24 protein-coding genes are annotated in these 24515 nt (G+C 72.5%); 13 read left to right on the top strand and 11 right to left on the bottom strand.

Annotated features, from left to right (window positions below; genetic code table 11):
• Positions 1–58: 58 nt before the first annotated feature.
• The 3 genes from ACQP12_RS13045 to ACQP12_RS13035 all read right to left on the bottom strand — a co-directional run bounded on the left by ACQP12_RS13045 (position 59) and on the right by ACQP12_RS13035 (position 1923).
• Positions 59–706, bottom strand: coding sequence for an HAD family hydrolase (locus tag ACQP12_RS13045; protein WP_357945011.1), 648 nt, complete (start codon positions 704–706; stop codon positions 59–61).
• A 115-nt stretch (positions 707–821) separates the two neighbouring features.
• On the bottom strand, positions 822–1571 hold the full coding sequence (locus tag ACQP12_RS13040; RefSeq protein ID WP_357945008.1) for a neutral zinc metallopeptidase: 750 nt from the start codon (positions 1569–1571) through the stop codon (positions 822–824).
• Between the two features lie 139 nt (positions 1572–1710).
• Positions 1711–1923, bottom strand: a complete 213-nt coding sequence (locus ACQP12_RS13035) for a hypothetical protein (RefSeq protein ID WP_433287777.1) — start codon at positions 1921–1923, stop codon at positions 1711–1713.
• Positions 1924–1973: 50 nt separating this feature from the next.
• On the opposite strand from ACQP12_RS13035, the gene ACQP12_RS13030 reads away from it, so the two are divergent.
• From ACQP12_RS13030 to ACQP12_RS13015, 4 genes are all read left to right on the top strand, one after another.
• Positions 1974–2789, top strand: coding sequence for a class I SAM-dependent methyltransferase (locus ACQP12_RS13030; RefSeq protein WP_433287775.1), 816 nt, complete (start codon positions 1974–1976; stop codon positions 2787–2789).
• 89 nt (positions 2790–2878) lie between these two features.
• Complete coding sequence (locus ACQP12_RS13025; RefSeq protein ID WP_433287773.1) at positions 2879–3280, top strand: YciI family protein; 402 nt, start codon at positions 2879–2881, stop codon at positions 3278–3280.
• A 3-nt stretch (positions 3281–3283) separates the two neighbouring features.
• Positions 3284–4525, top strand: coding sequence for an RNA polymerase sigma factor (locus ACQP12_RS13020; RefSeq protein ID WP_433287771.1), 1242 nt, complete (start codon positions 3284–3286; stop codon positions 4523–4525).
• 127 nt (positions 4526–4652) lie between these two features.
• A complete protein-coding gene (locus ACQP12_RS13015) occupies positions 4653–5390 on the top strand; it encodes a methyltransferase domain-containing protein (RefSeq protein ID WP_433287769.1) in 738 nt (245 codons plus the stop codon).
• A gap of 150 nt (positions 5391–5540) precedes the next feature.
• Here the strand turns inward: ACQP12_RS13015 and ACQP12_RS13010 are convergent, their stop codons facing one another.
• Positions 5541–5720 (bottom strand): hypothetical protein, encoded by a 180-nt coding sequence (locus ACQP12_RS13010; protein WP_091308832.1) that lies wholly within the window; start codon positions 5718–5720, stop codon positions 5541–5543.
• A gap of 203 nt (positions 5721–5923) precedes the next feature.
• Positions 5924–7753, bottom strand: coding sequence for a glycoside hydrolase family 15 protein (locus tag ACQP12_RS13005; protein ID WP_433287767.1), 1830 nt, complete (start codon positions 7751–7753; stop codon positions 5924–5926).
• A gap of 209 nt (positions 7754–7962) precedes the next feature.
• On the opposite strand from ACQP12_RS13005, the gene ACQP12_RS13000 reads away from it, so the two are divergent.
• Positions 7963–8622, top strand: coding sequence for an HNH endonuclease family protein (locus ACQP12_RS13000; RefSeq protein ID WP_433287765.1), 660 nt, complete (start codon positions 7963–7965; stop codon positions 8620–8622).
• A 364-nt stretch (positions 8623–8986) separates the two neighbouring features.
• The gene (locus ACQP12_RS12995; protein WP_433287763.1) at positions 8987–9265 is read left to right on the top strand and encodes a hypothetical protein; all 279 of its coding nucleotides are present in this window, start codon (positions 8987–8989) and stop codon (positions 9263–9265) included.
• A 163-nt stretch (positions 9266–9428) separates the two neighbouring features.
• On the opposite strand, the gene ACQP12_RS12990 is transcribed toward ACQP12_RS12995, so the two are convergent.
• Positions 9429–9923 (bottom strand): N-acetyltransferase family protein, encoded by a 495-nt coding sequence (locus ACQP12_RS12990; RefSeq protein WP_433287761.1) that lies wholly within the window; start codon positions 9921–9923, stop codon positions 9429–9431.
• 311 nt (positions 9924–10234) lie between these two features.
• Here ACQP12_RS12990 and ACQP12_RS12985 point away from each other — a divergent pair, with 311 nt between their 5' ends.
• From ACQP12_RS12985 to ACQP12_RS12975, 3 genes are all read left to right on the top strand, one after another.
• Positions 10235–10819, top strand: coding sequence for a hypothetical protein (locus ACQP12_RS12985; RefSeq protein ID WP_433287759.1), 585 nt, complete (start codon positions 10235–10237; stop codon positions 10817–10819).
• 173 nt (positions 10820–10992) lie between these two features.
• Entirely contained in the window at positions 10993–11451 is a 459-nt protein-coding gene (locus ACQP12_RS12980) for a DUF4259 domain-containing protein (protein ID WP_433287757.1), read from the top strand.
• A 201-nt stretch (positions 11452–11652) separates the two neighbouring features.
• Positions 11653–12453 carry a maleylpyruvate isomerase N-terminal domain-containing protein gene (locus ACQP12_RS12975; protein ID WP_433287755.1) on the top strand — a complete coding sequence of 267 codons (801 nt, stop codon included), beginning with the start codon at positions 11653–11655 and terminating at the stop codon, positions 12451–12453.
• A gap of 189 nt (positions 12454–12642) precedes the next feature.
• Here the strand turns inward: ACQP12_RS12975 and metH are convergent, their stop codons facing one another.
• A complete protein-coding gene (metH, locus tag ACQP12_RS12970) occupies positions 12643–16158 on the bottom strand; it encodes a methionine synthase (protein WP_433287753.1) in 3516 nt (1171 codons plus the stop codon).
• Between the two features lie 288 nt (positions 16159–16446).
• Here metH and ACQP12_RS12965 point away from each other — a divergent pair, with 288 nt between their 5' ends.
• The 4 genes from ACQP12_RS12965 (at position 16447) to ACQP12_RS12950 (ending at position 20480) form a co-directional block, all read left to right on the top strand.
• Complete coding sequence (locus ACQP12_RS12965; protein ID WP_030504102.1) at positions 16447–17316, top strand: PAC2 family protein; 870 nt, start codon at positions 16447–16449, stop codon at positions 17314–17316.
• A gap of 113 nt (positions 17317–17429) precedes the next feature.
• Complete coding sequence (locus ACQP12_RS12960; RefSeq protein WP_433287750.1) at positions 17430–18221, top strand: GntR family transcriptional regulator; 792 nt, start codon at positions 17430–17432, stop codon at positions 18219–18221.
• A gap of 66 nt (positions 18222–18287) precedes the next feature.
• The gene (locus ACQP12_RS12955; RefSeq protein WP_433287748.1) at positions 18288–19718 is read left to right on the top strand and encodes a serine hydrolase domain-containing protein; all 1431 of its coding nucleotides are present in this window, start codon (positions 18288–18290) and stop codon (positions 19716–19718) included.
• A 42-nt stretch (positions 19719–19760) separates the two neighbouring features.
• Positions 19761–20480 (top strand): MerR family transcriptional regulator, encoded by a 720-nt coding sequence (locus ACQP12_RS12950; protein ID WP_433287746.1) that lies wholly within the window; start codon positions 19761–19763, stop codon positions 20478–20480.
• 87 nt (positions 20481–20567) lie between these two features.
• Here ACQP12_RS12950 and mshC read toward each other — a convergent pair whose 3' ends face one another.
• The 4 genes from mshC to ACQP12_RS12930 form a co-directional block, all read right to left on the bottom strand.
• On the bottom strand, positions 20568–21806 hold the full coding sequence (gene mshC, locus ACQP12_RS12945; RefSeq protein WP_433287744.1) for a cysteine--1-D-myo-inosityl 2-amino-2-deoxy-alpha-D-glucopyranoside ligase: 1239 nt from the start codon (positions 21804–21806) through the stop codon (positions 20568–20570).
• Between the two features lie 67 nt (positions 21807–21873).
• Positions 21874–22692 (bottom strand): SCO1664 family protein, encoded by an 819-nt coding sequence (locus ACQP12_RS12940; protein ID WP_433287742.1) that lies wholly within the window; start codon positions 22690–22692, stop codon positions 21874–21876.
• On the bottom strand, positions 22689–23270 hold the full coding sequence (locus ACQP12_RS12935; protein WP_262286146.1) for a DUF3090 domain-containing protein: 582 nt from the start codon (positions 23268–23270) through the stop codon (positions 22689–22691). Before ACQP12_RS12935 ends, ACQP12_RS12940 begins: the two co-directional genes overlap by 4 nt.
• Positions 23271–23382: 112 nt before the next feature.
• Positions 23383–24096 carry a histidine phosphatase family protein gene (locus tag ACQP12_RS12930; RefSeq protein ID WP_433289257.1) on the bottom strand — a complete coding sequence of 238 codons (714 nt, stop codon included), beginning with the start codon at positions 24094–24096 and terminating at the stop codon, positions 23383–23385.
• Positions 24097–24515: the final 419 nt, after the last annotated feature.

Genomic DNA, 24515 nt, shown 5'->3' with positions numbered 1-24515 from the left:
TCCGCCGCAACATCGGAAAGGGGCCCCGCCGGCGGCGGGGCCCCTTTTCGCGGGCCGGTCAGGCGGGGCGTTCGCCGAGCAGGGCTGAGAGCAACTCCAGGTCCGCCGCGGTCAGGCTCTCCAGCTGGTGTACGCCGTCGGCCGGCGGCAGCGGCACCTCGGCCGGTACGGCCAGCACGGCGGCCCCGGCCGCGAGGGCGCTGGCGACTCCGGTCGGCGAGTCCTCGATCGCCACGCACCGCTCGATCGGCACACCGAGCAGCCGCGCCGCGGTCAGGTACGGCTCCGGGTGCGGTTTGGCCGCCTCGACCTCGTCGCCGCAGACCACCGCGTCGAAGCTGTCCCGGCCGAGGGTGTCGAGGGCGACCTCGACCAGAGGCCGGGTGCTGGAGGTGACCAGGGCGGTGGGGATGCCCGCGGCCCGGACGGCGCGCAGCAGCGCGAGGGCCCCGGGCCGCCAGCGCAGCCCGTCGCGGAACAGCTCCAGGATGCGGGCGTTGATCCAGTCGGCGCTGGCCTGCGGGTCCCGCTCCGGCTGGCCCAGGTCGTCGTGCACGATCCGCATGGACACGGCCATGCTGGTGCCGATGATCGCCTTGCGCGCGTCCTCGGACAGGGTGCCCCCGTAGACCGCCGCGAGCTCCTGCAACGCGACGTCCCAGAGCTTTTCGCTGTCGACCAGGGTGCCGTCCATGTCGAAGAGCACGGCGGCGGGATGGGTGCTGCTCAGCGGGGGCCTCCCTCGGGTGCGGGTACCCGCCGATCCTCTCAGCCGCGCCCCGCCGGCCGGCCACCGTCCCCGCAGAGGGTGACCTGCGGCATCAGCCGAGGCCGCAGGCGTCCAGCGAGTTCTCGTAGCCGCGGAAGAACGATTCGCTGCGCTGCTCGGCGGTGCCGTGCGAACCCTCGGCGAACCAGGGCTGGTCGGGGTCGTCGCCGACCGCCAGCAGCCCCTCCCGGAACTCGTCCAGGTCGCCGTCGGCGAGGGTCAGCGTCCCCGAGCGCACGTTGTCGCCGATGTACGCCCCGGCCATGCAGTCGGCCTGCAGCTCCTGCTGGATGGTGAAGTTGTAGCGGATGCCGAGGCGGACCTGGACGCCGTGGGCGTACTCGTGGCCGAGCAGGTAGAACAGGAAGGCGTCGCCGACCTGGCGGAACGCCCCCACCGACCAGTTCACGTCGTAGGCGATGAAGTCGCCGGCCGAGCAGTAGACGGCGTTGTTGCGGGGCAGTCCCTCGCCGCCGCACGACACCTCGCCGGACCTGGTGTACGGCACGACCCGCCGGATCGGCTGGAACTGCTTGCCGGAGGCCCGGAACTGGTCCGTCCAGTAGCGCTGGGCGATGCCGACCGCGTCGGAGAAGTCCTGCTTGAACTCGGCCACGCTGGTGGTGCCGTCGGCCCGGGTCGCGTCCGCTCCCGGTGAGGCCGGTTGGCCGCTCTGCCGCGGGCGGGGCTGCTCCGGCTCACCCTGGTCGAGTCCGCCGCCCATGCAGCCGGCCGCCACGACCACGGCGACCAGCAGCCCGGCGAGCGGTCCCGGCCGCCGGCGTCCCGCGTACTCCCCCACCGTTGCCTCCCGGCTGATTCGCTGTGTCAGCGCAGTACCCCGACCGTGCGCCGTTGATGCCCACCGGGGATCACGTGTGCGCGCCGGCCTTCGTTCACCGGTCGGCGGGGCCGGGATGCGCTGACCGCGCCGGACGGCGTCAGCCGGTGAAGCCGTGCCCGCCGTTGTTCCAGCCGTCGTGCTGCGCGTGCGCCTGCTCGGCCGCCCGCCGGTGCTGCTCCCCCCGGGCCGCCCGGACCGCCGCGGGATCCTCGTCGGTGGCACGCCGCCGCCGGTCCCGCCAGGAGACGAACCCCACCACCACGGCCACGAGGGCGGCCATCACCGCCAGCGTCACCAGCACCGTCGTCATGTCGCCACTGTAGGACCGCCGCGCACCCCGCTCACCGCTACGCTGCGGCGATGATCGACACGGACTTCGACGCGCACGAACGGTCCCGGTGGGCGGGCCGCGCCGGGGCGTACGCGCGCAGCTTCGGCCGGCTCTGCGCGTACCCGGCGGAGGCGCTGCTGGACGCCGCGGCGGTGCGGGCCGGGCGGCGGGTGCTCGATGTGGGCACCGGGCCGGGCACCGTCGCGGCGGCGGCGCTGGACCGCGGCGCCGAGGTGGTGGCGGTCGACGCGGAGCCCAGCATGCTCGACGCGGCCCGGCGCGGCGCCCCCGGCGCCGAGGTCCACGCCGCGGCGCTGCCGCGCCTGCCGTTCCCGCCCGGCGGCTTCGACGCGGCGGTGGCGAACTTCGTGCTCAACCACGTCGGTGATCCGGCCGCCGGCGTGGCCGAGCTGCGCCGGGTGGTCCGCCCCGGCGGCCGCGTCGCGGTGACCGTCTGGCCGTCGCCGCCCCCACCGCTGCAACGGCTCTGGGGTGCGGCCCTCACCGCGGCCGGTGTCGCGACACCACCCGACCTGCCCCGGCTCGCGTCCGCACAGGACTTCCCCCGCACCGAGGCGGGCCTCGCCGGGCTGCTGGCCGCGGCCGGGCTGGCCGACGCCCGGTGCGTGACACTGACCTGGGCGCACCGCACCGACCCGGAGGACTGGTGGGCCGGCCCGGCGGCCGGCATCAGCACCATCGGCCTCGTGCTGGAACGGCAGCCGACGGCCGCGCGCCAGCGGGTCCGCCGGGAGTACGACCGGCTCGCCGCCCCCTACCGGCAGGCCGACGGCAGCCTGGCGCTGCCCACCGCCGCGCTGCTCGCCTCCGGCCGGGTCGACTGATCCACCCCTAGGCTGGTGTCCGGGGCGGCTTCGCGGCTCCGACGTCCCGGGTGAGCGGCGCCGCGGGGCGCCGGCCGAGAGGAGACACCGTGAAGTACCTGATCATGCTCTACGGCAGCCAGCGGGACTACGACGTCATGGCCGGGCGGCCCGGCGACCAGCCGCCGATGAGCCCGGAGCAGCTCGCCGCCATGCACGCCCACATGGAGGCGGTCCACAAGGAGCTGACCGAGACCGGCGAACTGGTCGACGCGCAGGGGCTGTCCGCGCCCGTGCACGCCCGCCGGGTCCGGCTGCGCGGCGGCGCGCCCGTGGTCACCGACGGCCCGTACGCCGAGACGCAGGAGGTGCTCGCCGGCTACACGGTGATCGACTGCGCCAGCTTCGACCGGGCCACCGAGATCGCCGCCCGGTTCGTCAACCCGGACGCCGAGGGCGAGTACGTCGACGTGCGGCCGGTCGTGGACGGCATCGAGGAACTCCAGGGCTGACCGGTGCCCACCGCGCGCGTCGAGGACCTGCTGCGCGCCCTGGCGCCGCAGGTCCTCGGCGCGCTCGCCCGCCGCTACGGGCACTTCGACACCGCCGAGGACGCCACCCAGGAGGCACTGCTCACCGCGGCCACCCGCTGGCCCGCCGACGGGCTGCCGGACGACCCGAAGGCGTGGCTGATCACCGTGGCGTCCCGCCGGCTGACCGACCTGCTGCGCGCCGAGCAGGCCCGGCGCCGCCGGGAGGACGGCGTGGCCCGGGAGGCACCCGCGGACCGCTGGCTGGCGCCGCCCGCCGACAGCGCGCCGGACGACTCCGACGACAGCCTGGTCCTGCTGTTCCTGTGCTGCCACCCGTCGCTGCCGCCGGCCGGGCAGATCGCGCTGACCCTGCGCGCGGTCGGCGGGTTGACCACCGCCGAGGTCGCCCGGGCGTTCCTGGTGCCCGAGGCGACCATGACGCGGCGGATCACCCGGGCCAAGCAGCGCATCCGCGACAGCGGGTTGCCGTTCGCCCCGCCGGCCGGCCCGGAGCGGGCCGCCCGGCTCGACGCCGTGCTGCACGTCCTCTACCTGATCTTCAACGAGGGGTACGCGAGCACCGGCGGGGAGCGGCTGCACCGGCCCGACGTGTGCGCCGAGGCGATCCGGCTGGCCCGGCTGCTGCACCGGCTCACCGACGACGCGGAGGTGGCCGGGCTGCTGGCCTTGATGCTGCTCACCGACGCGCGCACGCCGGCGCGTACCGGCCCGGACGGGACGCTGGTGCCGATGGCCGAGCAGGACCGGCGGCGCTGGCGGGCCGACCGGATCGCCGAGGGGACCGCCCTGGTCACCGCCACGCTGCCCCGCGGCGCGGTCGGGCCGTACCAGCTCCAGGCGGCGATCGCCGCGCTGCACGACGAGGCGCCCAGCGTCGAGGCGACGGACTGGCCGCAGATCGTCACGCTCTACGAGATGCTGCTGACCCTGCACGACAACCCGGTGGTCCGGCTGAACCACGCCGTGGCGGTGGCCATGGCGCGCGGGCCGCGGGCCGGCCTGGCGCTGCTCGACGCGCTGGGGACGGACCGCCGGGTCGCCGAGGACCACCGCCGCCACGCGGCCCGGGCGCACCTGCTGGAGCTGGCCGGGGAGCCGGACGCGGCCCGGGCGGCGTACCTGGCGGCGGCTCGCCGGTCGATGAACCTGGCCCAGCAGCGCTACCTGCACGCGCGCGCGGCCCGCCTGAAATCTGACGACTGATCCGGGCCGGATCACACGGAAATCATCGAGGCTCGTGCTCCTCGGCGGCGCCCCGGTGCTCGTCATGGAGCCGGGCCGTGCCCGGCTGCCCCCACGGGAGCGGCCGGCGAGTTTAGAGTCGTCGATCGTGACCAATGCGACGCGACACCTGGGACTGGGGCACGGTAGCGCGTTCGGCGAGCGCGGGGTGGCCAAGCGGTTGGGCACCCTGGGCCGCCACACCCCACTGGCCGGCCGGCGGCTGCTGGAGATCGGCTGCGGAGACGGCACCTACACGATGCGGCTGGTCGACGCCTTCGCGCAGATCGAGGCGATCGACATTCAACAGGATCGGCTGGAGCTGTTCCGGGAACGGCTGGCCGCCGACCCGGCGGCGGCCCAGAAGATCAACGTGCGGGAGCTGTCCGCCACCGAGCTGGACTATCCGGACAAGAGCTTCGACCTGGTTACCGCCATCGAGGTGGTGGAACACATCGACGATCTGGATGCCGCTCTCCGGCAGGTGCACCGGGTGCTCGCCCCCGGGGGCCGGTTCGCGCTGACCACGCCCAACCGGTGGTTCCCCTTCGAGACGCACGGTTTCCTCATCCGCGGGAAGCGTTACCGGCCGGCGCGGGGTCCGTTCCTGCCGTGGATCGTGCCGCTGCACCGGCGGCTGGCCGACGCCCGCGCCTTCACCGCCCGTGGCCTGTCCGCACAGCTACGCCGGGCCGGGCTGGAGCCGGTGGCGTTGGACTACATCATGCCGCCGTTCGACCGGTCAGGCTTCGGGCGTCGCATCCGGCCGGTGACCGACGGGATCGAGCGGTCGCCATTGAAGTTCTTCGGCATGGCCCTGGCGGTGGTCGCCCGCCGACCGGACTGACGGCCCCGCGGCCGGACGAGGGGAGCCCGGCGGGCACGGCCACCTCGGCCGACTCGCCTGCTTGCCCGGCCGGACCGACGTCGAGCACCAGTGATCGACGACGCCCGGATTCCGGCGCCCGCGCGGGGGCGCCTGGGGTGAGGCGGGACCTCAGTCCAGGCCGCGCATGATGTGCGGTTCGCCGTCGTCGTCACCGAAGCAGCGGTGCAGGGTCTGCGCCCGGGCCCACAGGTCCAGGCTGCTCGGCGGCCCGACCGGCGGTGGACCCGCCGGTGCGCTCAGCACGGGGGCCGGGTCCGGCGGAACCTTCGAAGCGATGTCGTCGGTCATCTCCGCCCCTTTCGTCGTACCCCCATGCTCGTCCTCGGACGTCACAGCCGCATCTCCCGGGCCGCGCCGCCGTGGACGGCGGCCGCGGCACGCGCTGCGGGTCGGGGGCGCTTACCCGCCCGGGCCGGGCCGGGCCGGTAACCGTACTCCGGTCACCGTAGCGGGCCGGGCCGTGCCGCACAGCGGTTTCTCCCGCCGGGCGGTCAGCCGCGGGCGTCGAGAAGCCGGTCCAGGTTGGCCGCGGTGCTGATGAGGGAGAGGTGGCTGAACGCCTGCGGGAAGTTGCCGGCCTGCTCCCCGGTCGGGGCGATCTCCTCCGAATAGAGGCCGACCTGGCTGCTGTAGGTGAGCATCTTCTCGAAGGTCAACTGCGCGTCGTCGAGCCGGCCGGACTCCGCGAGGGCCTGGACGTACCAGAAGGTGCACATGGTGAAGGTGCTCTCGCCGCCGGCGAGGCCGTCGACGCTGGCGCCCGGGTCGTACCGGTAGACCAGGCTGTCGGAGACCAGCTCGCCGTCGATGGCCCGCAGCGTCGCCTGCCACATCGGGTCGGTCGGCGCCACGAAGCCGAGCGAGGGCATGGCGAGCAGCGACGCGTCGAGCAGGTCCGTGCCGTAGTGCTGCACGAAGGCCCGGCGTCCCGGATGGAAGCCGCGCGTCATGATCTGCTCGTAGATCCGGTCCCGTGACTGTGTCCACCTGGCGACGTCGGCGGGTCGGCCCTGCCGGTGGGCCAGCCGGATCGCCCGGTCGAGCGCCACCCAGGACATCAGTCGCCCGTAGGTGAAGTCCTGCCGGCCGGAGCGCGTCTCCCAGATTCCGTCCTCGGGCTGATCCCAGTGCGCGCAGAGCCAGTCCATCATCCGGGTCAGGTTCTGCCAGCCCTCGCGGGAGTCCTTCAGGCCGTGGTCGTTGGCGAGGTGGAGGGAGTTGAGCATCTCGCCGTAGATGTCGAGTTGCAGCTGGTTCGCCGCGCCGTTGCCGATGCGCACCGGCGCGGACCCCCGGTAGCCCTCGAAGTGGTCGAGCACCTCCTCGGTGAGGTCCGGTGAGCCGTCGACGCGGTACATGATCTGCAACGGCACGCCGTCCGCCTGGGCAGCCCGGATCCGGTCGTCGACCCAGTGCTGGTACTGCCAGGCCTCGTCGGTGAAGCCGAGGCTGAGCAGGGCGTGCACCGAGAAGGCCGCGTCCCGGATCCAGGTGTAGCGGTAGTCCCAGTTGCGTTGGCCGCCCACCCGTTCGGGCAGCCCGGCGGTGGGTGCGGCGATCAGCGCGCCGGTCGGCGCGTACGTCATGAGCTTGAGCGTCATGGCGGACCGCTCGACCATCTCCCGCCACCGCCCGGTGTAACAGGAGCGGCCGAGCCAGCGCCGCCAGAAGTCCCGCGTCCGTTCGAGCAGCTCGCGGGCCTCCTCCGCCCGGTAAACCCGCGGTGGTCCCAGGGATCCCGTCTCGAGGATGACCCCGCCGGCCTCGCCCTCGTGCAGGGTGGCGACCAGGTGGATGCCCTCCTCGGTCCGTTCGAACTCGTGCTCGTCGGAGAGGCGCTCGGCGTACCGGATGGGGTTCAGGGTGAGGGACTGCCCGGCACTGCGGAAGACCGTGCCGGCCGGGTGCACCTCCAGCTCGTGCCCGTCGCGCCCGTAGTTGAACCGGGGGCGGCACTCGAACCGGAACCGCATGCTGCCGCGGACCATCCGCAGCATCCGGACCAGGCGGTGGTGACCGGTGGCCCGGTCGCCCGCGATCGGCATGAAGTCGACCAGCTCGCCCACCCCGTTTTCGCTGAGGAAGCGGGTGATGAGGATCGGGGTCCCCGGCAGGTAGAGCTGTTTGCTCGTGTAGTCGACACCGTCCGGTGAGACCTGGAAGTGGCCGCCGCGACGCCGGTCGAGCAGGGCGCCGAAGATGCTCGGCGAGTCGAACCGGGGTGCGCAGAACCAGTCCACCGTGCCGTCCTTCGTGATCAGCGCCGCCGTCTGCAGGTCGCCGACCAGGCCGTGGTCCTCCACCGCGGGGTACGAGTCCACCGGACCTCCCACCTCGTCTCGCCGTCGTCCGGCGTCTACCCCGGACCCGTCGGCACATACCTGACGGGCCGCCGGTACGCCCGGTTCCGTGCCCGAAGCGACGTGCGTCCGGTTCCGGTCATCCACTGTTCACGGAATCTGATCTGGACCGTTACTTCCATCTCTGTCTATATGGGTGCCACATGCCAATCCCATCCGGATGGAGTCCCATGACCCGCACGCTGCGCGCCACGGCCATCAGCCTCGCCGCGATCGTGGCCGCCACCCTCGGCCTCACCCAGCCAGCCTCCGCCGCCGGCTACTCCGCAACCTTGACCAGCGCCGTCGCCGGCCTCCCGGTCGCCACCGAGGTCCGCACCGGCTACAACCGCGACCTCTTCCCACACTGGATCGACGCCGACGGCGACGGCTGCAACACCCGCAACGAGGTCCTCCAGGCCGAGGCCACCACCAAACCCACGACCAGCGGCACCTGCACCCTCTCCGGCGGCCGCTGGTACTCCTACTACGACAACGCCTACTGGACGCTCACCGGCGACCTCGACATCGACCACATGGTCCCGCTCGCCGAGGCGTGGGACTCCGGCGCCCGCAACTGGACCACCAGCCGCCGCCAGGCGTACGCCAACGACCTGGGCGACTCCCGGGCGCTGGCCGCGGTCACCGACAACGTCAACCAGGCCAAGGGCGACCAGGACCCGGCCACCTGGCTGCCGTCGTACGCCTCCGCGCGCTGCCGCTACATCGGCGAGTGGGTCGCCGTGAAGCTCCGGTGGCGCCTCAGCGTGGACAGCGCCGAGAAGAGCGCCCTGACCAGCTGGGCGAACAACTGCCCCACCACCACCATCTCCGTCACCTACGCGTACTGACGCTCCTCGTTCCGGATCGTGGAGAGTTGACGTTCGCATCGAACGGCAACTCTCCAACATCCCCGCGTGTGGCGGGCTTCAATGGGAGCATGCGGGCCATGAAGGACGGCCGGGAGTGGCGGATCGGCACCGCCGCCGAGGTGGACTGGATCAGCGGGCACACCACGGCCGGCCTCTCGATCACCACCGCCATCCCGCCGGTCTTCGACGCCTACGCCACCACCTGGCGCAGCGACGACATCCCCGCCGCCGCCTACGAACGCGCCCTCGTCGACGACCTCATCGCGCACACCCCGGAGCAGCCGTGGTGGCTGGGCTACCTCGACACCGGCGCGCACGACATCGTCTTCCCCCGCGCCCGACGGTGTCGCTCTACTGGGACTGGCGGTACGTGCTCATCGAGGCCGGACCGGAGCAGGCCCTCACCTGGCGATCCGGCCACATGCGCGGCGACGGCTCACTGCCCGACCTGTTCTTCCCGGCCGACCGGTCCTGGCTGGTCTCCGCGCTCTGGGACGACGCGTGGACCTGCGTCGGCGGGCCGGAACGGCTGATCGACGCCCTTCAGCACGATCCGCTGGCCAACGGGCGCCGGGTCACACCCGACCAGGACGCGCTGCCACCCGGCCTCACCCGCGAGTGACCCCCGGCCTCATGGACCCGCACTCATCGGCGTCGCCGACGTGGGCACCCGCACGACGGTGTCGCCTGGCGCCGCCTCCGCTCGACGGGTCACGTGATGGCCGGTTCGCTGGCCACCGACCGTGCGACCTCCGGTCGGAGCCCGTCGACCTGACGGCCGACCGCTAACCTCCGAGGCTCTTCGTCATGAGGTGCTCGCGGCGCACACCGTCGGGCATGAGGTCGCCGAGCTCACCCGTGTCACGGAAACCGTTCCGCTGGTAGAGGGTCCAGGCGTTCTTGTTGCCTTCTACTACGGCCAGCCGTAGCGTCCGCGCGCCCACCTGCCGGGCCCACTGCTCGACCGCCCGCACGAGGTGGTCGCCCACGCCCTGGCCACGTCCCATGGGTGCCACGTACATCGAGATCAGCTCGACGATCCCGTCGTGCTCGGTCGGCACCCCGCTGGCCATCCCGACGGCCTGCCCGTCGAGCATCGCCAGGATGTTGTACGAGCCGGGGATGGCCAGCCGACTGCGCCAACGTTCCTCGCGGTCGCCGTCGCCCTGCCAGTCCACCAGCTGGGAACCGAAGGCGTACCCGGCCTCCGCGAGCGCAGCGAGCCGCAGTTCCCGCCACAGCTTCCAATCGCCCTCGCCAAGCACGCGTGTATCGATCATGCGGAGAGGGTTCCGCAAGCGTGGCGAGCAGGCAACCCGGTATCCGGTGACGCGGTGTGACGGCCAGGCGCTTGGGAACGGCGAACTGTCACCTGTCATCCGACACTGATCCGTAACGCATCAACTGGAGCCCGACAGCTCAGCACCGATGACGTCGGGTCTCAGGACTCGCGCGACAGATCAGCTCGGGACATGGGTGACACGTCCGGCCAGATGACGTCTCGCGGGCGGGACCGACAGACGTGCGGGTTCGTGATAGACCGCCATGGTGAGGATGACGTGATGAACCACGGCCTCGGACGGAGCTGAGGATGCCTGACCCCCGCGCCTTCTGGCTCGATGAGCACTTCGACCGTGAGCACGGCGCAGACGGGCGCGGTCGCTTCGAGGCCGAGGTGCTGAGGCGCATCGATGAGTTTGCCGACACGTGGGGCGACATCGCGCCCGTTACCTTCGCTGCCACAGCGTGGCGACTGGCAATCGAGCTGTCACCTGGCTACGTCCGTTGGCATAGACGGATCATCTCCGCGACCTGTACGCCGAGCCGGTGGGACGGGAGTATGACCTGCGCCGTGTCGGTGATCTCGCGGTGGCCCGCGGAACTCACCTGGACCAAGCAGTGGCAGCGTGACCGTGGTTGGCGCGACTGGCCGCAGTTGTTTGGCCAGTACACGACACCCTCGGACCAGGACCTGACGCGCAGCCCACATCTACGCGCGACGCTGCAGGTGGAAGCCCCGGTCCCCCTCGATGATCTACCTCCGGCTCCCGACGGTCCGGACAGTTCCGTAGCGCCCGCAGCGCGTAGAGCGGTAGTCGTGCTCGTTCGGGAACTCAACGAACTCCTGGGCCCGATGATCGGCCAACTGGAAGCCGGTGTACCAGCGGACTCCTGAGCGTCAGGCAGGTCCGGATACCGATCTCTCACGCAGGTCCCGAGACCGGACAGCTCAGCACCGATGATGTCGGGTCTCAGAACCTGCGTGACAGGGCGCTACGCTGCGCAGGATCATGCGTGGTGCGCTCATCGACTCTTCGACGGTGGCTGTCCTCTTGACGAAAGGGTGACGTGGGCACATTCGGAACCGGGCCGTTCAGCAGTGACGGCGCCCTGGACTTCCTTGAAGAACTCGCTGAACGGCCGCCAGAGCAACGCCTCGACGCGCTCCGGAACATGTTCACCTACGTCCTGGCCAACCGGGGTCTGCTCTGGCGAGAGTTTTTCCCTGACGAGGTCGTCGCGGCGGCAGCACTCGTGTCCGCCGCGCTTCCAGGCGGCGAGCACCTACAACACCGCCTGGCGGAACTGTCGGACGAGACAGACATGGCGCTGCTTCCCGCGTCAGCATCAGACCTCGCCCCGCCCGCACTGGGTGCGTTGCTCTTTGTCGCCGGCCCCGACGGGTCATGGCATCACGGGTGGAGCACCGAAGCGGACAGACTCGACGCGCAGAGGACCATCGACGACCTCGTGGCCATCCTTCGGGGGGTGATCCGGCCGGAGGTGTCCCCCACGTCCCGAGACTGATCTGTCACGCAGGCTTGGGACGACACCGGCCGCCCCGACCCTGGCGCACCCAGGTCAGCGGTGCTGTTGCCGTCTGAGGATCGCCGATCTGAGGAAGGGCGCCCGCGCGTAACCAAGGGCACGTATCAGTGCGGAGGCGCCCGCCGCGTCGGCTGTGAAAATCGCTGTCCGGTTGTCGGAGCACAGTGATAGACAGCCGGGGTGCACGAGATCCTCACGTTCTCTGATCATCTGCGGCTGATCGACGAACGATCGACCGCCTTCCGCACCGCGGTCGCTGCGGCGCCCGGTCTCGACGTGCCGGTGCCGACCCATCCCGAGCGGACGCTGTTCGACCTCGTGCAACACGTCGGCATGGGCCGCCGCAAGTCGGCCGCCATCGTCGCCGCTGGGCCGGCCGACGCTCCCCCGGAGAAGTCCGCTTGGGAGGACGGCACGGGTGCGCCTCGGGAACGCGAGGCTCTCCTGGCCTGGTGGACCGAGTCCGTCGAGCGACTGACGAGCGCGCTGCGCGAGGCCGGCCCGGACCGCGGTTGTTGGACGTGGTGGGGTGACTCGCAGTCACCGCAAACCTCTGGTGCATGGGCTCGGCGCCAGGTTCCCGAGATCGCGGTGCACACCCACGATGTCCAGCTCGCCGTAGGGCGCCCGGAGCCGCTACCGGACGAGGTCGCCCTCGACGGTTTCGACGACTGCCAGTTCACCCTCTGCTCGACGGATGTCGCCTGGCCGCACGAACCCGCCGTCGTCGACTACTACGCCACCGAGGGCCGCTCCTGGCGCCTTCGGCTGTCCCGCGACGGCGCATGGGCCGCCCGCCTCGGCGCGCCGGCTGCCAGCGAGGACCCGGGCCCGGACACGGCCGACGCCTCCGCCCGGGGCACGGCCAGTGACCTGGTCCTGTTCTTTTACGGCCGCATACCGCCGGATTCTCCGAAGCTGGAGCTGGACGGCGACCGTCGCATCTTCGACCAGCTCATCGCCTGGGACCCGTCCGTCTGACAATCGACGACACGCCACCTTGTGCACCCGGAGGCCGAGGCCGCAGCAACCTCACAGGGATCCGGTTCGGGTGGCTTCGCTCGTGAACAACGTGGACGTACTCCTCCTGCACGGCGGCCTGGAGACGGCATGATCATGCGGATCAGCGCCGTTCCCGGTGCTGCACCGCAGGTCAGCGTGGACCGGTGATCACTTGGCGTTGAAGTAGCTCGCCTCCGGGTGGTGCACCACGATCGCGTCGGTGGCCTGCTCCGGCATGAGTTGGAACTCCTCCGAGAGCTGGACGTTGATCCGCTCCGCGCCGAGCAGCTCCACGAGCTTCGCCCGGTCCTCCAGGTCCGGGCAGGCCGGGTAGCCGAACGCGTAGCGGCAGCCCCGGTAGTCGGTGCGCAGCAGGCCGGCCACGTCCGCCGGGTCCTCGTCGGCGACCGTGCGCCCGCCCGGCAGGACCAGCTCGGCGCGGATCCGCCGGTGCCAGTACTCGGCCAGCGCCTCGGTGAGCTGCACCGACAGGCCGTGCACCTCCAGGTAGTCGCGGTACTCGTTGCCGGCGAACATCTTCGCCGTGTACTCGCTGATCGGCTGCCCGACGGTGACCAACTGCAACGCCACCACGTCCAGCTGCTCGCCCTTGGGGCGGAAGAAGTCGGCCAGGCAGAGCCGGCGCTCCTGCCGCTGCCGCGGGAACGAGAACCGGGCCCGCTCGGAATGCCCGTTCTCGTCCAGCACCACCAGGTCGTTGCCCTCGGAGTAGGCCGGGAAGTAGCCGTAGACCACGGCCGCCTCGAGGACCTGGTCGGCGATGAGCCGGTCCAGCCAGTAGCGCAGCCGCGGCCGCCCCTCGGTCTCCACCAGCTCCTCGTACGACGGGCCCTTGCCGCCCCGGGCCCCGCGCAGCCCCCACTGGCCCAGGAAGGTGGCCCGCTCGTCGAGCAGCGCCGCGTAGTCGGCCAGCGGCACACCCTTGACCACCCGCGTGCCGAAGAACGGCGGGGTGGGCACCTCCACGTCCGCGGCCACGTCGGAGCGGACCGACGCGTCGTCCAGCTCCGGCAGCGCCTCGCGGACCAAGGCCCGCTGCCGCTCCCGGCGCTCCCGGCGGGCCGCCAGGGCGGCCTCCCGCTCCGGGTCGATCACCGGCGCGCCGCCCCGCTTCGCCGTCATCACCCGGTCCATGAGGGACAGCCCCTCGAACGCGTCCCGGGCGTAGTGCACCTGCCCGGGGAACGCCGAGCGAAGGTCGTCCTCCACGTACGCGCGGGTGAGCGCCGCGCCGCCGAGCAGCACCGGCCAGCGCTCGGCGACGCCGCGCGCGGCCATCTCCGCCAGGTTCTCCTTCATGATGACCGTGCTCTTGACCAGCAGGCCGGACATGCCGATGGCGTCGGCCCGGTGCTCCTCGGCGGCGTCGAGGATCGCGTTGATCGGCTGCTTGATGCCGATGTTGACGACGTCGTAGCCGTTGTTGGACAGGATGATGTCGACCAGGTTCTTGCCGATGTCGTGCACGTCGCCCTTGACGGTGGCGAGGACGATCCGCCCCTTGCCGTCGTCGTCGGTCTTCTCCATGTGCGGCTCCAGGTAGGCCACCGCGGTCTTCATCACCTCGGCGGACTGGAGCACGAACGGCAGTTGCATCTGGCCGGAGCCGAACAGCTCACCGACGACCTTCATGCCGTCCAGCAGCAGGTCGTTGATGATGGACAGTGGCGTGCGCCCCTCGGCCATGGCCGTGTCCAGGTCGGCCTCCAGGCCGTTGCGCTCCCCGTCGATGATCCGCCGCTTGAGCCGCTCGTCCAGCGGCAGCGCGGCCAGCTCCTCGGCCCGGGTGGCCCGCGCGGAGGCGGCGTCGACGCCCTCGAAGACCTCGATGAACCGCTGCACCGGGTCGTAGCCCTCGCGGCGCCGGTCGTAGACCAGGTCGAGCGCGATCTCGCGCTGCTCGTCGGGGATCTTCGACATCGGCAGGATCTTGCTGGCGTGCACGATGGCCGAGGTGAGGCCGGCCTGCGCGCACTCGTGCAGGAACACCGAGTTGAGCACCTGCCGGGCCGCCGGGTTCAGGCCGAAGGAGACGTTCGAGATGCCCAGGGTGAAGTTGACCCCCGGGTAGCGGGCGGCGATCTCCCGGATCGCCTCGATCGTCTCGATGCCGTCGCGGCGGGTCTCCTCCTGCCCGGTGGCGATCGGGAAGGTCAGCGCGTCGATGAGGATGTCCTCCCGGCGCAGCCCCCACCGGCCGGTCAGGTCGTCGATGAGCCGGCACGCGACGCGTACCTTCCAGTCCCGGGTGCGGGCCTGGCCCTCCTCGTCGATGAGCAGCGCCACCACGGCGGCGCCGTGCTCCCGGACCACCGGCATCACCCGGGCGTAGCGGGACTCCGGGCCGTCGCCGTCCTCGAAGTTGACCGAGTTGACCACGCAGCGGCCGCCGAGCATCTCCAGCCCCGCCTCGACCACCGCCGGCTCCGTCGAGTCCAGCATGATCGGCAGCGTCGAGGCGGTGGCGAACCGGCCGGCCAGCTCGCGCATGTCCTGTGTGCCGTCCCGGCCCACGTAGTCGACGCAGAGGTCCAGCAGGTGCGAGCCGTCCCGGGCCTGGCCGCGGGCGATCTCGACGCAGGCCTGCCAGTCGGCCGCGAGCATCGCCTCGCGGAACGCCTTGGAGCCGTTGGCGTTGCTCCGCTCCCCCACCATCAGGATGCTGGCGTCCTGGGCGAACGGCACGTGGTGGTAGATCGACGAGATGCCCGCCTCGGGGCGCGGCTCGCGGGTCACCGGCCGCCGGCCGCGCAGCCGCTCGACCAGCACCCGGATGTGCTCCGGTGTGGTGCCGCAGCAGCCGCCGACCAGGGCCACGCCGTAGTCGGTGACGAACTGGTCGAGGGCGTCGGCCAGCTCAACCGGGCTCAGCGGGAAGTAGGCCCCGTCGGCGGTCAGCACCGGCAGGCCGGCGTTCGGCATCACCGAGACCGGGATGCGGGAGTGCTGGGACAGGTAGCGCAGGTGCTCGCCCATCTCGGCCGGGCCGGTCGAGCAGTTGAGGCCGATCAGGTCGACGCCGAGCGGCTCGATCGCGGTCAGCGCGGCGCCGATCTCGCTGCCCAGCAGCATGGTGCCGGTGGTCTCCACGGCCACCTGGCAGATGATCGGGACGTCCCGCCCCAGCTCGACGCGGGCCCGCTTCGCGCCGACCACCGCGGCCTTGACCTGGAGCAGGTCCTGGCAGGTCTCGATGATCAGCGCGTCCGCCCCGCCGGCGATCAGGCCGGCGGCGTTCTCCTGGTACGCGTCCCGCAGGGTCGCGTACGCCGCGTGCCCGAGGGTGGGCAGCTTCGTGCCGGGCCCCATCGAGCCGAGCACGAACCTCGGCTGCTCCGGCGTCGAGTGCGCGTCGGCGGCCTCCCGGGCGAGCCGCGCGCCCGCCTCGGACAGCTCGCGGATCCGCTCGGCGATGCCGTACTCGGCGAGGTTGGGCAGGTTGGCGCCGAAGGTGTTGGTCTCCACGCAGTCCGCGCCGGCGGCCAGATAGGCCTCGTGCACGCCGCGGACCACGTCCGGCCTGGTGACGTTGAGGATCTCGTTGCAGCCCTCAAGGCCGTCGAAGTCGTCCAGGGTCAGGTCGGCCGCCTGCAGCATCGTCCCCATCGCCCCGTCGGCGATCAGGATCCGGTCCGCCAGCACATCGAGCAACGAAGTCCGCACAGGGCCAGGTTAGTGCGGCGCGGCCTGGACGGGTCACCGCAACCTGGGCTTCCCACATACTGTCAGCGGAATCACCGCGTACCTTTCATCCGGTTCGCCCGAGTGGTCGGCCCGGCCGACCGGCGCGGCCGACGGGCCCTGCCCGGCGGCGGCACGTAGGCTGACGGACGTGAAGGACATCAGCGACGCGACCGTACGACGGCTTCAGGTCGCGACGCGGCGTCAGACGCGCCGAGCTGAAGCGCGATACCCGGGTGCCGCTCGCGACGAGCAGGGTGAGGTGACGGCGTGACCGAGTTCGACGGACTGCCGGTGCTGCGGTCCCCGGTCGCCATCGCGGCCTTCGAGGGGTGGAACGACGCCGCCGACGCCTCGACCGCCGCCGTGGAGCACCTGGAGCAGGTCTGGCAGGCCCGCCAGGTGACCGAGCTGGACCCGGAGGACTTCTACGACTTCCAGGTGAGCCGGCCGACGATCACGATGGCCGACGGGGAGACCCGCCGGGTCGAGTGGCCGACCACCCGCTTCATGGTGGCCAGCCCCGAGGGCACCGAGCGGGACGTGGTGCTGATCCGGGGCATCGAGCCGAGCATGCGCTGGCGCACCTTCTGCGAGCAGGTGCTGGAGATCTGCCACAGCCTGGAGGTCGAGCGGGTGGTGCTGCTCGGCGCGCTGCTGGCCGACGTGCCCTACACCCGGCCGCTGCCGATCAGCGGCAGCGCCTCGGACGCCGACGCCGCGAAGCGCTACCAGCTCACCCCCACCCGCTACGACGGGCCGACCGGCATCGTCGGGGTCCTGCACGACGCCTGCACCCGGGCCGAGGTGGACGCCGTGTCGTTCTGGGTGCACGTGCCGCACTACGCCAACAACCCGCCCTGCCCGAAGGCCACCCTGGCGCTGCTGCACCGGGTCGAGGAGGTGCTCGACCTGCCGGTGCCGATGGCCGACCTGGCCGAGGAGGCCGCCGAGTGGGAGCAGCGGGTGCGCAGCGCCGCCGAACAGGACGCCGAGCTGGGCGAGTACGTCCGTGAGCTGGAGGAGCGGGTCGGCGACGCCGGCATCACCCCGCTGACCGGGGACGAGATCGCCCAGGAGTTCGAGAAGTACCTGCGCCGCCGGGGCGGCTCCGCCGGCCCCACCGCCGGCTCCTGGTAGCCGCTCTTCCCCGAAGGCCGGGTCCTCGCGGGCCCGGCCTTCCGCGTGTCCGGGGTGGCGAGGTCACCCCCTCTAGGGCATCCTAGGAACCTAGCTGTCGTGAGGAGGCGGGCATGCAGATCAACCCCGGCGCGGCCGAGTTCCCGCACCGGCAGATCGCCGCGCAGCTCAAGGCCCAGATCCGCCGCGGCGATTGGGGGCCCGGCGAGCGGCTGCCGTCCATCCCGGCCATCGCCGAGATGTTCGGCGTCGCGAAGCAGACCGTGCAGCGCGCCGTCGACCAGCTGCGGGTCGAGGGCATCCTGATCACCAAGCCCGGCTCCGGTACGTACGTCCGGGGCACCCGGCGCCGCCTCAACCGGCTCTCCCGGGGCCGGTACGGCGGCTTCCGCGGCTACCACACCGACCTGGCCGCCCGGTACCGGCAGCAGCTCGTCTCGGTGGGCCGCGCCGCCGCCCCGCCCGAGGTGGCCGACGCGTTCGGGGTGGCCGACGGCACGGAACTGCTCTGCCGGCGGCACCTGGTCCGCACCGACGACTCACCCGTCGAGGTGGGCGCCTCCTGGTTCCTGCCCGCCGACACCGCCGGCACCTCCCTGGAGCGGGCCGAGGCGTTCGGCCGCCCGCTCTACCAGGAGGCCGAGGAGGCCACCGGCCGCCGGTACGTCACCGCGACGGACACGATCAGCGCCCGCCAGCCCAGCCGGGAGGAGGCGGAGATCCTCCAGATCCGCCCGGACACCCCGGTGCTGCACCTGCTGCACGTCGCCTACGACGCCCAGCGCAAGCCCATCGAGGTCGCCCACGCCACCTGGCCGGGCCCGATGACCACGCTCACCGAGGAGTACCGGATTCCCGCCCCGCAGGCGGAGCCCGACCCGGACCCCGGCCTCGTCCTCGGCTGACCGCGGACGATCTTCTCGCCGTCGGGCTTGACCCTGCCCCAGGGGCAGGGTTCGACGATCGTCGGCATGAACGACAACAACAGCGCCCTGCACACCGTCGGGGCCCAGATCCGTGAGCAGATTGCCGCCTACTGCGAGTCCCAGCACGTCCCCGGGTTCGTCGCCGGCGTCCACCACGCCGGCGAGCAGATCGTCGTCGCCCACGGCACCGCGAACATCGCCACCGGCGCGCCGATGCGCGAGGACACCGGATTTCTCTTCGGCTCGGTCACCAAGGTGCTCACCACCACGCTGGTCCTGCAGCAGGTCGACCGGGGACTGCTGGACCTCGACGCGCCGGTGGCGCACTACCTCCCCGAATTCGCCCTGACCGCACCGGGCGCGGCGGAGAAGATCCTCGTCCGTCACCTGGTCTCGCACACCAACGGCATCGACGCCGACCTGTTCTTCCCGGACGCGCGGGGCCGCGACGCCCTGAAGACCTACGTCGACGGCCTTGCCGGGAGCTGCGGCGCCCTGTTCGAGGCCGGTGAGCGCCTCAGCTACTCCAACGGCGGCATGATCGTCGCGGGCCGGCTGCTGGAGGTGGTGACCGGCCTGTCCTTCCCCGACCTGCTCGCGCGCGACGTCTACGGGCCAGTCGGCATGACGGACTCCGGCACTTCGGCCGAACGGGCCATCCTCCGCAGCACGGCCGTCGGCCACTTCCCCGACCCGGAGACCATGGCGGCCCGGCCCACCGGCATGTTCATGCTGCCCGACACCTGGGGGCCGGCCGGGGGCACGCCGATCGGCACCGTCGCCGACCTGCTCGCCTTCGGGCGCACCCACCTGGCCGGCGGCGTCTCCCCCGCCGGCACGCGGGTGCTGTCGACCGCGTCGACCGCGCTGATGCAGCAGGTCGCGTACGACATGGCGACCCCGAACGTCCCGCCGATGGGCCTGGGCTGGGTGCGGTACCCGTTCGGCGACACCACCGTGCTCGCCATGTCCGGTGCGTCGCCCGGCGGCGTCTCCATCCTCTGCGTCGTCCCCGAGCACGACCTGGTCTTCACCGCCTTCGGCAACACCCCGGGCGCGATCCTCCTGCACGACCAGCTCCTCCAGCGGCTCCTGCGGGAGCTTCTCGGCGTCGAGATCCCCGCTCTGGTCACCGCACCGACGCCAGACGTGGACCTCACCCCGTACGAGGGCACCTACCGCTCTAACCAGCTCCGCATCGACGCCAGCGTCGTCGACGGCCAGCTCGAGGAGCGGATGGCCTACGAGCCGGCGGACGATTCGCAGGAGCGGATCTTCACCGCGTTCGCCGGCGGCGCGACCTCCGCCCCGCCGCAGCGCTACGTGCCGGTCGGGCCGGGTCTCTTCGCGCCGGTCGGGTACCCGTGGGAGACGTTCGACGGGTACCTGCGACTCCTGCTCGTCTCGTACCACGACGTGATCGACGGCCGGGCGCGCTTCCGCAACGGCGGCGGCCGACTGACCCGGCGGGCCTGACCGCCCCGTCCCGACCCGACCCTCGGTGGAAGGATCTCCGCCATGATCACGATTGGCCAGCTAGCGGAGTACGCCGGGGTGACCGTCAAGGCCGTCCGCCACTACCACCAGCGTGGTCTGCTCGCCGAGCCGGAGCGCGACTCGTCCGGCTACCGGCGGTACACCGCGGAGGACGCGATCGCCCTCGTCAAGATCAGAACCTTGGCCGAGGCCGGGGTGCCGCTGGCCCGCGTCGGAGACCTGCTCGACGCCGACCCGGACGCCCTCACGGCGGCCATCGCCGAAATCGATCACGGCCTCCGGGAGCGCATCGCGCAGCTGCAACGGACCCTGGACCAGCTCGCCCAGCTGCGCGGCGGCGACCGGCTCTTCGTCTCCCCGGAGGCCGCCGCCCTCCTCGACGATCTGCGCGAACTCGGCGTCAGCGAACGCCAGATCCGGCTGGAGCGCGACGGCTGGATCCTCATGCGGACCGCCTCGCCCGAGGATGCCTCCCGGTGGACCGCCGAGAAGCGCGAGCTGCTGACCGACCCGGATTTCCGCGCCCTCTACCTCGACCACGACGCCGCCTACGACTGGTCGCCGGACGACCCCCGCCTACCCGCCCTCGCGGAGCGCACCCGGACCTGGTTCGGCGACCGGCACCACCGATCGGAGACGCGCCCCGTCCACAACCCGACCATCGCCCGGCTGGCGGCCCAGTCCCAGCCCGAAGCCTCGTCCCCGGCGTGGGACCGCCTGGCCCGGCTCATGGGCGCCTGAGCGGCCGGGTCGGCCGTGGCCGGCCCTCGCTCGGCCGGCCGCCGGGCTGCGCTGCCGCCAGCCCGACGGTTCGGGACGGAGCCCCCGTCAGAGACGGATGCCCAGGAGCGCGTCCACGGTGTCCGCGAAGAGCTTCGGGGCCTCGGCGTCGTCGGCCACCCCGGCGAGCGCCTGCTCCACCCAGGCGTCCACCAGCGTCAGGGCGCCCGGCGTGTCGAGGTCGTCGGCGAGGCGGGCGCGTACCCCGGCCAGGAGCTCGTCGCCCGACGGACCGGCCGGCGCGGCGGCGGCCCGGCGCCAGCGGGCCAGCCGCTCCTGCGCCTCGGCGAGCAGCTCGTCGGTCCACGAGCGGTCGCTGCGGTAGTGCCCGCTGAGCAGGGCCAGCCGGACCGCCATCGGGTCGACCCGGTCGGCGCGGAGCCGGGAGACGAAGACCAGGTTGCCCCGGGACTTCGACATCTTCTCGCCGTCCAGGCCGATCATGCCGGCGTGCACGTAGTGGTCGGCGAACGGCGCCTGACCGGTCAGCCGCTCGGCGTGCGCCGCCGAACACTCGTGGTGCGGGAAGAGCAGGTCGTTGCCGCCGCCCTGGACGGCGATCCGGTCGCCGAGCAGGTTCAGCGCGATCACCGCGCACTCGATGTGCCAGCCCGGGCGGCCGGCGCCCAGCTCACCGCCCGGCCAGGAGGGCTCGCCCTCGCGGGCGCCGCGCCACAGCAGCGGGTCGAGCGGGTCCCGCTTGCCGGCCCGGTCCGGGTCACCGCCGCGCTCCGGGAAGATCTCCAGCATCTGCTCCCGCGACAGGTTGGACTCGTAGCCGAACGCGGGGGCCGCGGCGACGTCGAAGTAGACGTCGCCGGTGCCGTCGTCGAGCCGGTAGGCCGCGCCGTCCTTGAGCAGCACGAGCACCTTCTCGGCGATGTCCGGGATCGACTCGACCGCGCCCACGTAGTGCTCCGGCGGGATGATCCGCAGCGCCTCCATGTCCTCGCGGAACAGGGCGGTCTCCCGCATGGCCAGGACCTTCCAGTCCTCGCCGTCGCGCTCGGCCCGCTCCAGCAGCGGGTCGTCGATGTCGGTGACGTTCTGCACGTACCGCACGGTCAGGCCCGCGTCCCGCCACATCCGCTGCACCAGGTCAAACGTGATCATGGTGGCGGCGTGGCCGAGGTGGGTCGCGTCGTACGGGGTGATGCCGCAGACGTACATGCTGGCCGCGCCGTCGGGCTGACTGGGGTGGAGACCTTGCCGCGCCGAGTCGTACAACCTCAGTGGTGTGCCCTTGCCCGGCAGCCGTGGCACCTCGTGTCCCGCCCAAGACTCCATGATTGCCAGCCTAACGAGCCGTCAGGCGCTCGGGTGGCGCGCCTCGGGTGATCAACGCGACAACGGCTCACATGGGCGGCCACGGCATGGCCGGCCACTCCTCCGGCGGCAGCGGGAACCGCCCGGTCTCCCGCAGCCGGTCCACCCGGGCCGCCACCTCGGCGACCTCGCTGATGGTGAGGTGCTCGGCAAGCTCGTCGCCGAGCACCCCGGTGAGCTGCCCGGCCAGCCCGTCGAGCATCTCCACCGCGTCCGGCGGGAGCTGCCGGCCGGCCCAGCCCCAGAGCACGGTGCGCAGCTTCTCCTCGACGTGGAAGCAGACCCCGTGGTCGACCCCGTAGACGCGGTCGTCGGGGCCGACGAGCACGTGGCCGCCCTTGCGGTCGGCGTTGTTGATCACGGCGTCGAGGACCGCCAGGCGGGCCAGCCGGGGATCGTCGGCGTGCGCCAGCGCGTACGCGGCGCCGTCGTCGTCGCGCGCCGCGGCGACCGGGAACCAGCGCGGCGGCACCGTCTCGGCCGGCACGAACCCGACCAGCGGCTCGGCGTCCTCCGGCTCGTCGATCCAGAGCTGGCACGAGCCGGGACCGAACGGCCCGTCCCGCAGCACGGTCGGCGGCACCAGATCCCAACCGGTGGCCTGCGAGACCAGGTAGGCCGAGACCTCCCGGCCAGCGAGCGTCCCGTCCGGGAAGTCCCAGAGCGGGCGCTCACCGCGGACCGGCTTGTAGACGCAGCGCGCGGTCACCCCGTCGAGGGTGATGACGCCGCGCAGGGTGGTGTTGGAGGCATCGACCAGCCGCCCCTCCAGGGTGAGCTCACCGTCGCTGAGCAGTCGCAGCGACGCGGCGCCCTCCTGTCGGGGCTGAAGTTCGGACGAGGTCACCGGTGGTAGCCGTTGTGCCGGGGGCAGAGGTGACCGGCCGGGTCGAGCGGCTGGCCGCAGAGCGGGCAGGGCGGACGGCCGGCGTTGACCACCCGCCGGGCCCGCTCGATGAACGCGCGGGTCGCCTCGGGGGTCAGCCGGACCCGGAGCCGGTCGAGGTCGTCGTCCGGTTCGTCCGGGTCCTCGTCGGTGTCGTCGTCAGCGTCGCCCAGCTCGACCTCGGCCTCCGCCTCGCCGGCGGCGATCGCCTCGATCACCACGGTGGCGGAGTCCACGTCGAAGGCCAGGCCCAGGGTGCCGACCCGGAACTCCTCGTCGACCGGGGTGTCGAGCGGGTCGTTGTCGCCCGTCGTCACCGGGGCCGCCTCCGGAAGCTCGACGCCGAACCGGCGCTGCGCCTCGGAGAGCAACTCCTCCAGCTTCTCGGCGAGCAGGGACACCTGGACCTTTTCCAGCGCGACGCTGACCAGCCGGCCTCCGCCGCGCGCCTGGAGGAAGAACGTGCGCTCCCCCGGCGGGCCGACGGTTCCGGCGACGAACCGCTCCGGCGGCTCGAAGGCGTGCACCTGGTGGGTCATACCCACGACCCTATCCGGCGTGTGGAACCGTCGCGCAGCGCACCGACGCCGAATCCGCCCAGGGCGAAACGCCAGGGCCGCCGCCCGCCGTTCCCGGGCGTGGCGGTGCGGCTCACCGGGTCGCCCCCGCGCCGCCACCCACCGCCGCGTCCGAGTCGGTCGCCCGGGTCGCCCGCCGGCGCCGCTTGCGCGGCGGCGGGACCAGCCCGGCGAGGTCGCCGCCCGTGTCGTTGAGCCGGACCAGGAAGGGCCGCAGCGGCGTGTAGCGGATCGCGGTCACCGACGCCGGGTCCGCCACGATCCGCTGGAACAGATCCAGGTGTACGCCCAACGCGTCGGCCACGATCGCCTTGATCACATCGCCGTGGCTGCACGCCAGCCAGACCGCCTCGGGCCCGTGCTCGGCGCTGATCCGAGCGTCCCAGGAGCGCACCGCGGCGACCGCCCTCGCCGACATCGCCGCCATCGACTCCCCCTCCGGGAACACGGCGGCGCTCGGGTGCTGCTGCACCACCGGCCAGAGCGGCTCCTTCGCCAGCTTCTTCAACGGCTGCCCCTCCCAGGCGCCGTAGCCGCACTCGATCAGCCCCTCCTCGACCACCGGCTCCGCCCCGGGCAGGGCCAGCTCCAGGGTCTGCCGGCAGCGGATCAGCGGGCTGGTCACCACCGCCGCGAGGGGCAGCCCCTTGAGCCGGTCGCCCACCGCCGCGGCCTGGGCGCGCCCGGTCTCGTCCAGCTCGACCGGTTGCCGGCCGGCCAGGCCACCGTCGGCGTTCGCGGTGGTCCGGCCGTGTCGCAGAAGCAGAAGGGTCGCCACGCAGACCACCCTAGGCGCTGCCACCCCCTTGATCGACTGCACCACGGGATGTGGCGGTATCGGGGCGGGTCTGTGACCGCGAACACGTCGCCACCCGGAACAGCGGACCCGGTCGGGCCGTTGTGCAGAGCGTCGGTGTGCCCAGTGTCCCCGGGCCTCACCTAAATTGCCTTCGCGGAATACCGTTCGGCTGGAGCCGCGTCGCGCCACTCGCCGAGAGGCGACCTGCACACCGACACCTACAGCGCCGCCCGTCCCTCCGGGGCCGGGCGGCGCTGTCGTTTCCACCCTCTCCCCCGGCGCATCCTCACCGCACGGTTCGGGGTTCGGGGTTCGGCGTCCGGCTCCGGCGTTCGGGGCTCGGGGTTCGAGGTTCGGCGTCCGGCGTTCGGCGTTCGGCGTCCGGCTCCGGCGTGCGGCGTTCGGCG

Source organism: Micromonospora sp. CA-244673 (assembly GCF_050948395.1).
In the GTDB taxonomy this organism is placed as follows: Bacteria; Actinomycetota; Actinomycetes; order Mycobacteriales; family Micromonosporaceae; genus Micromonospora.
Note: the sequence above shows the minus strand (reverse complement) of the source record. Positions and strands in the feature narration are given on the sequence as shown.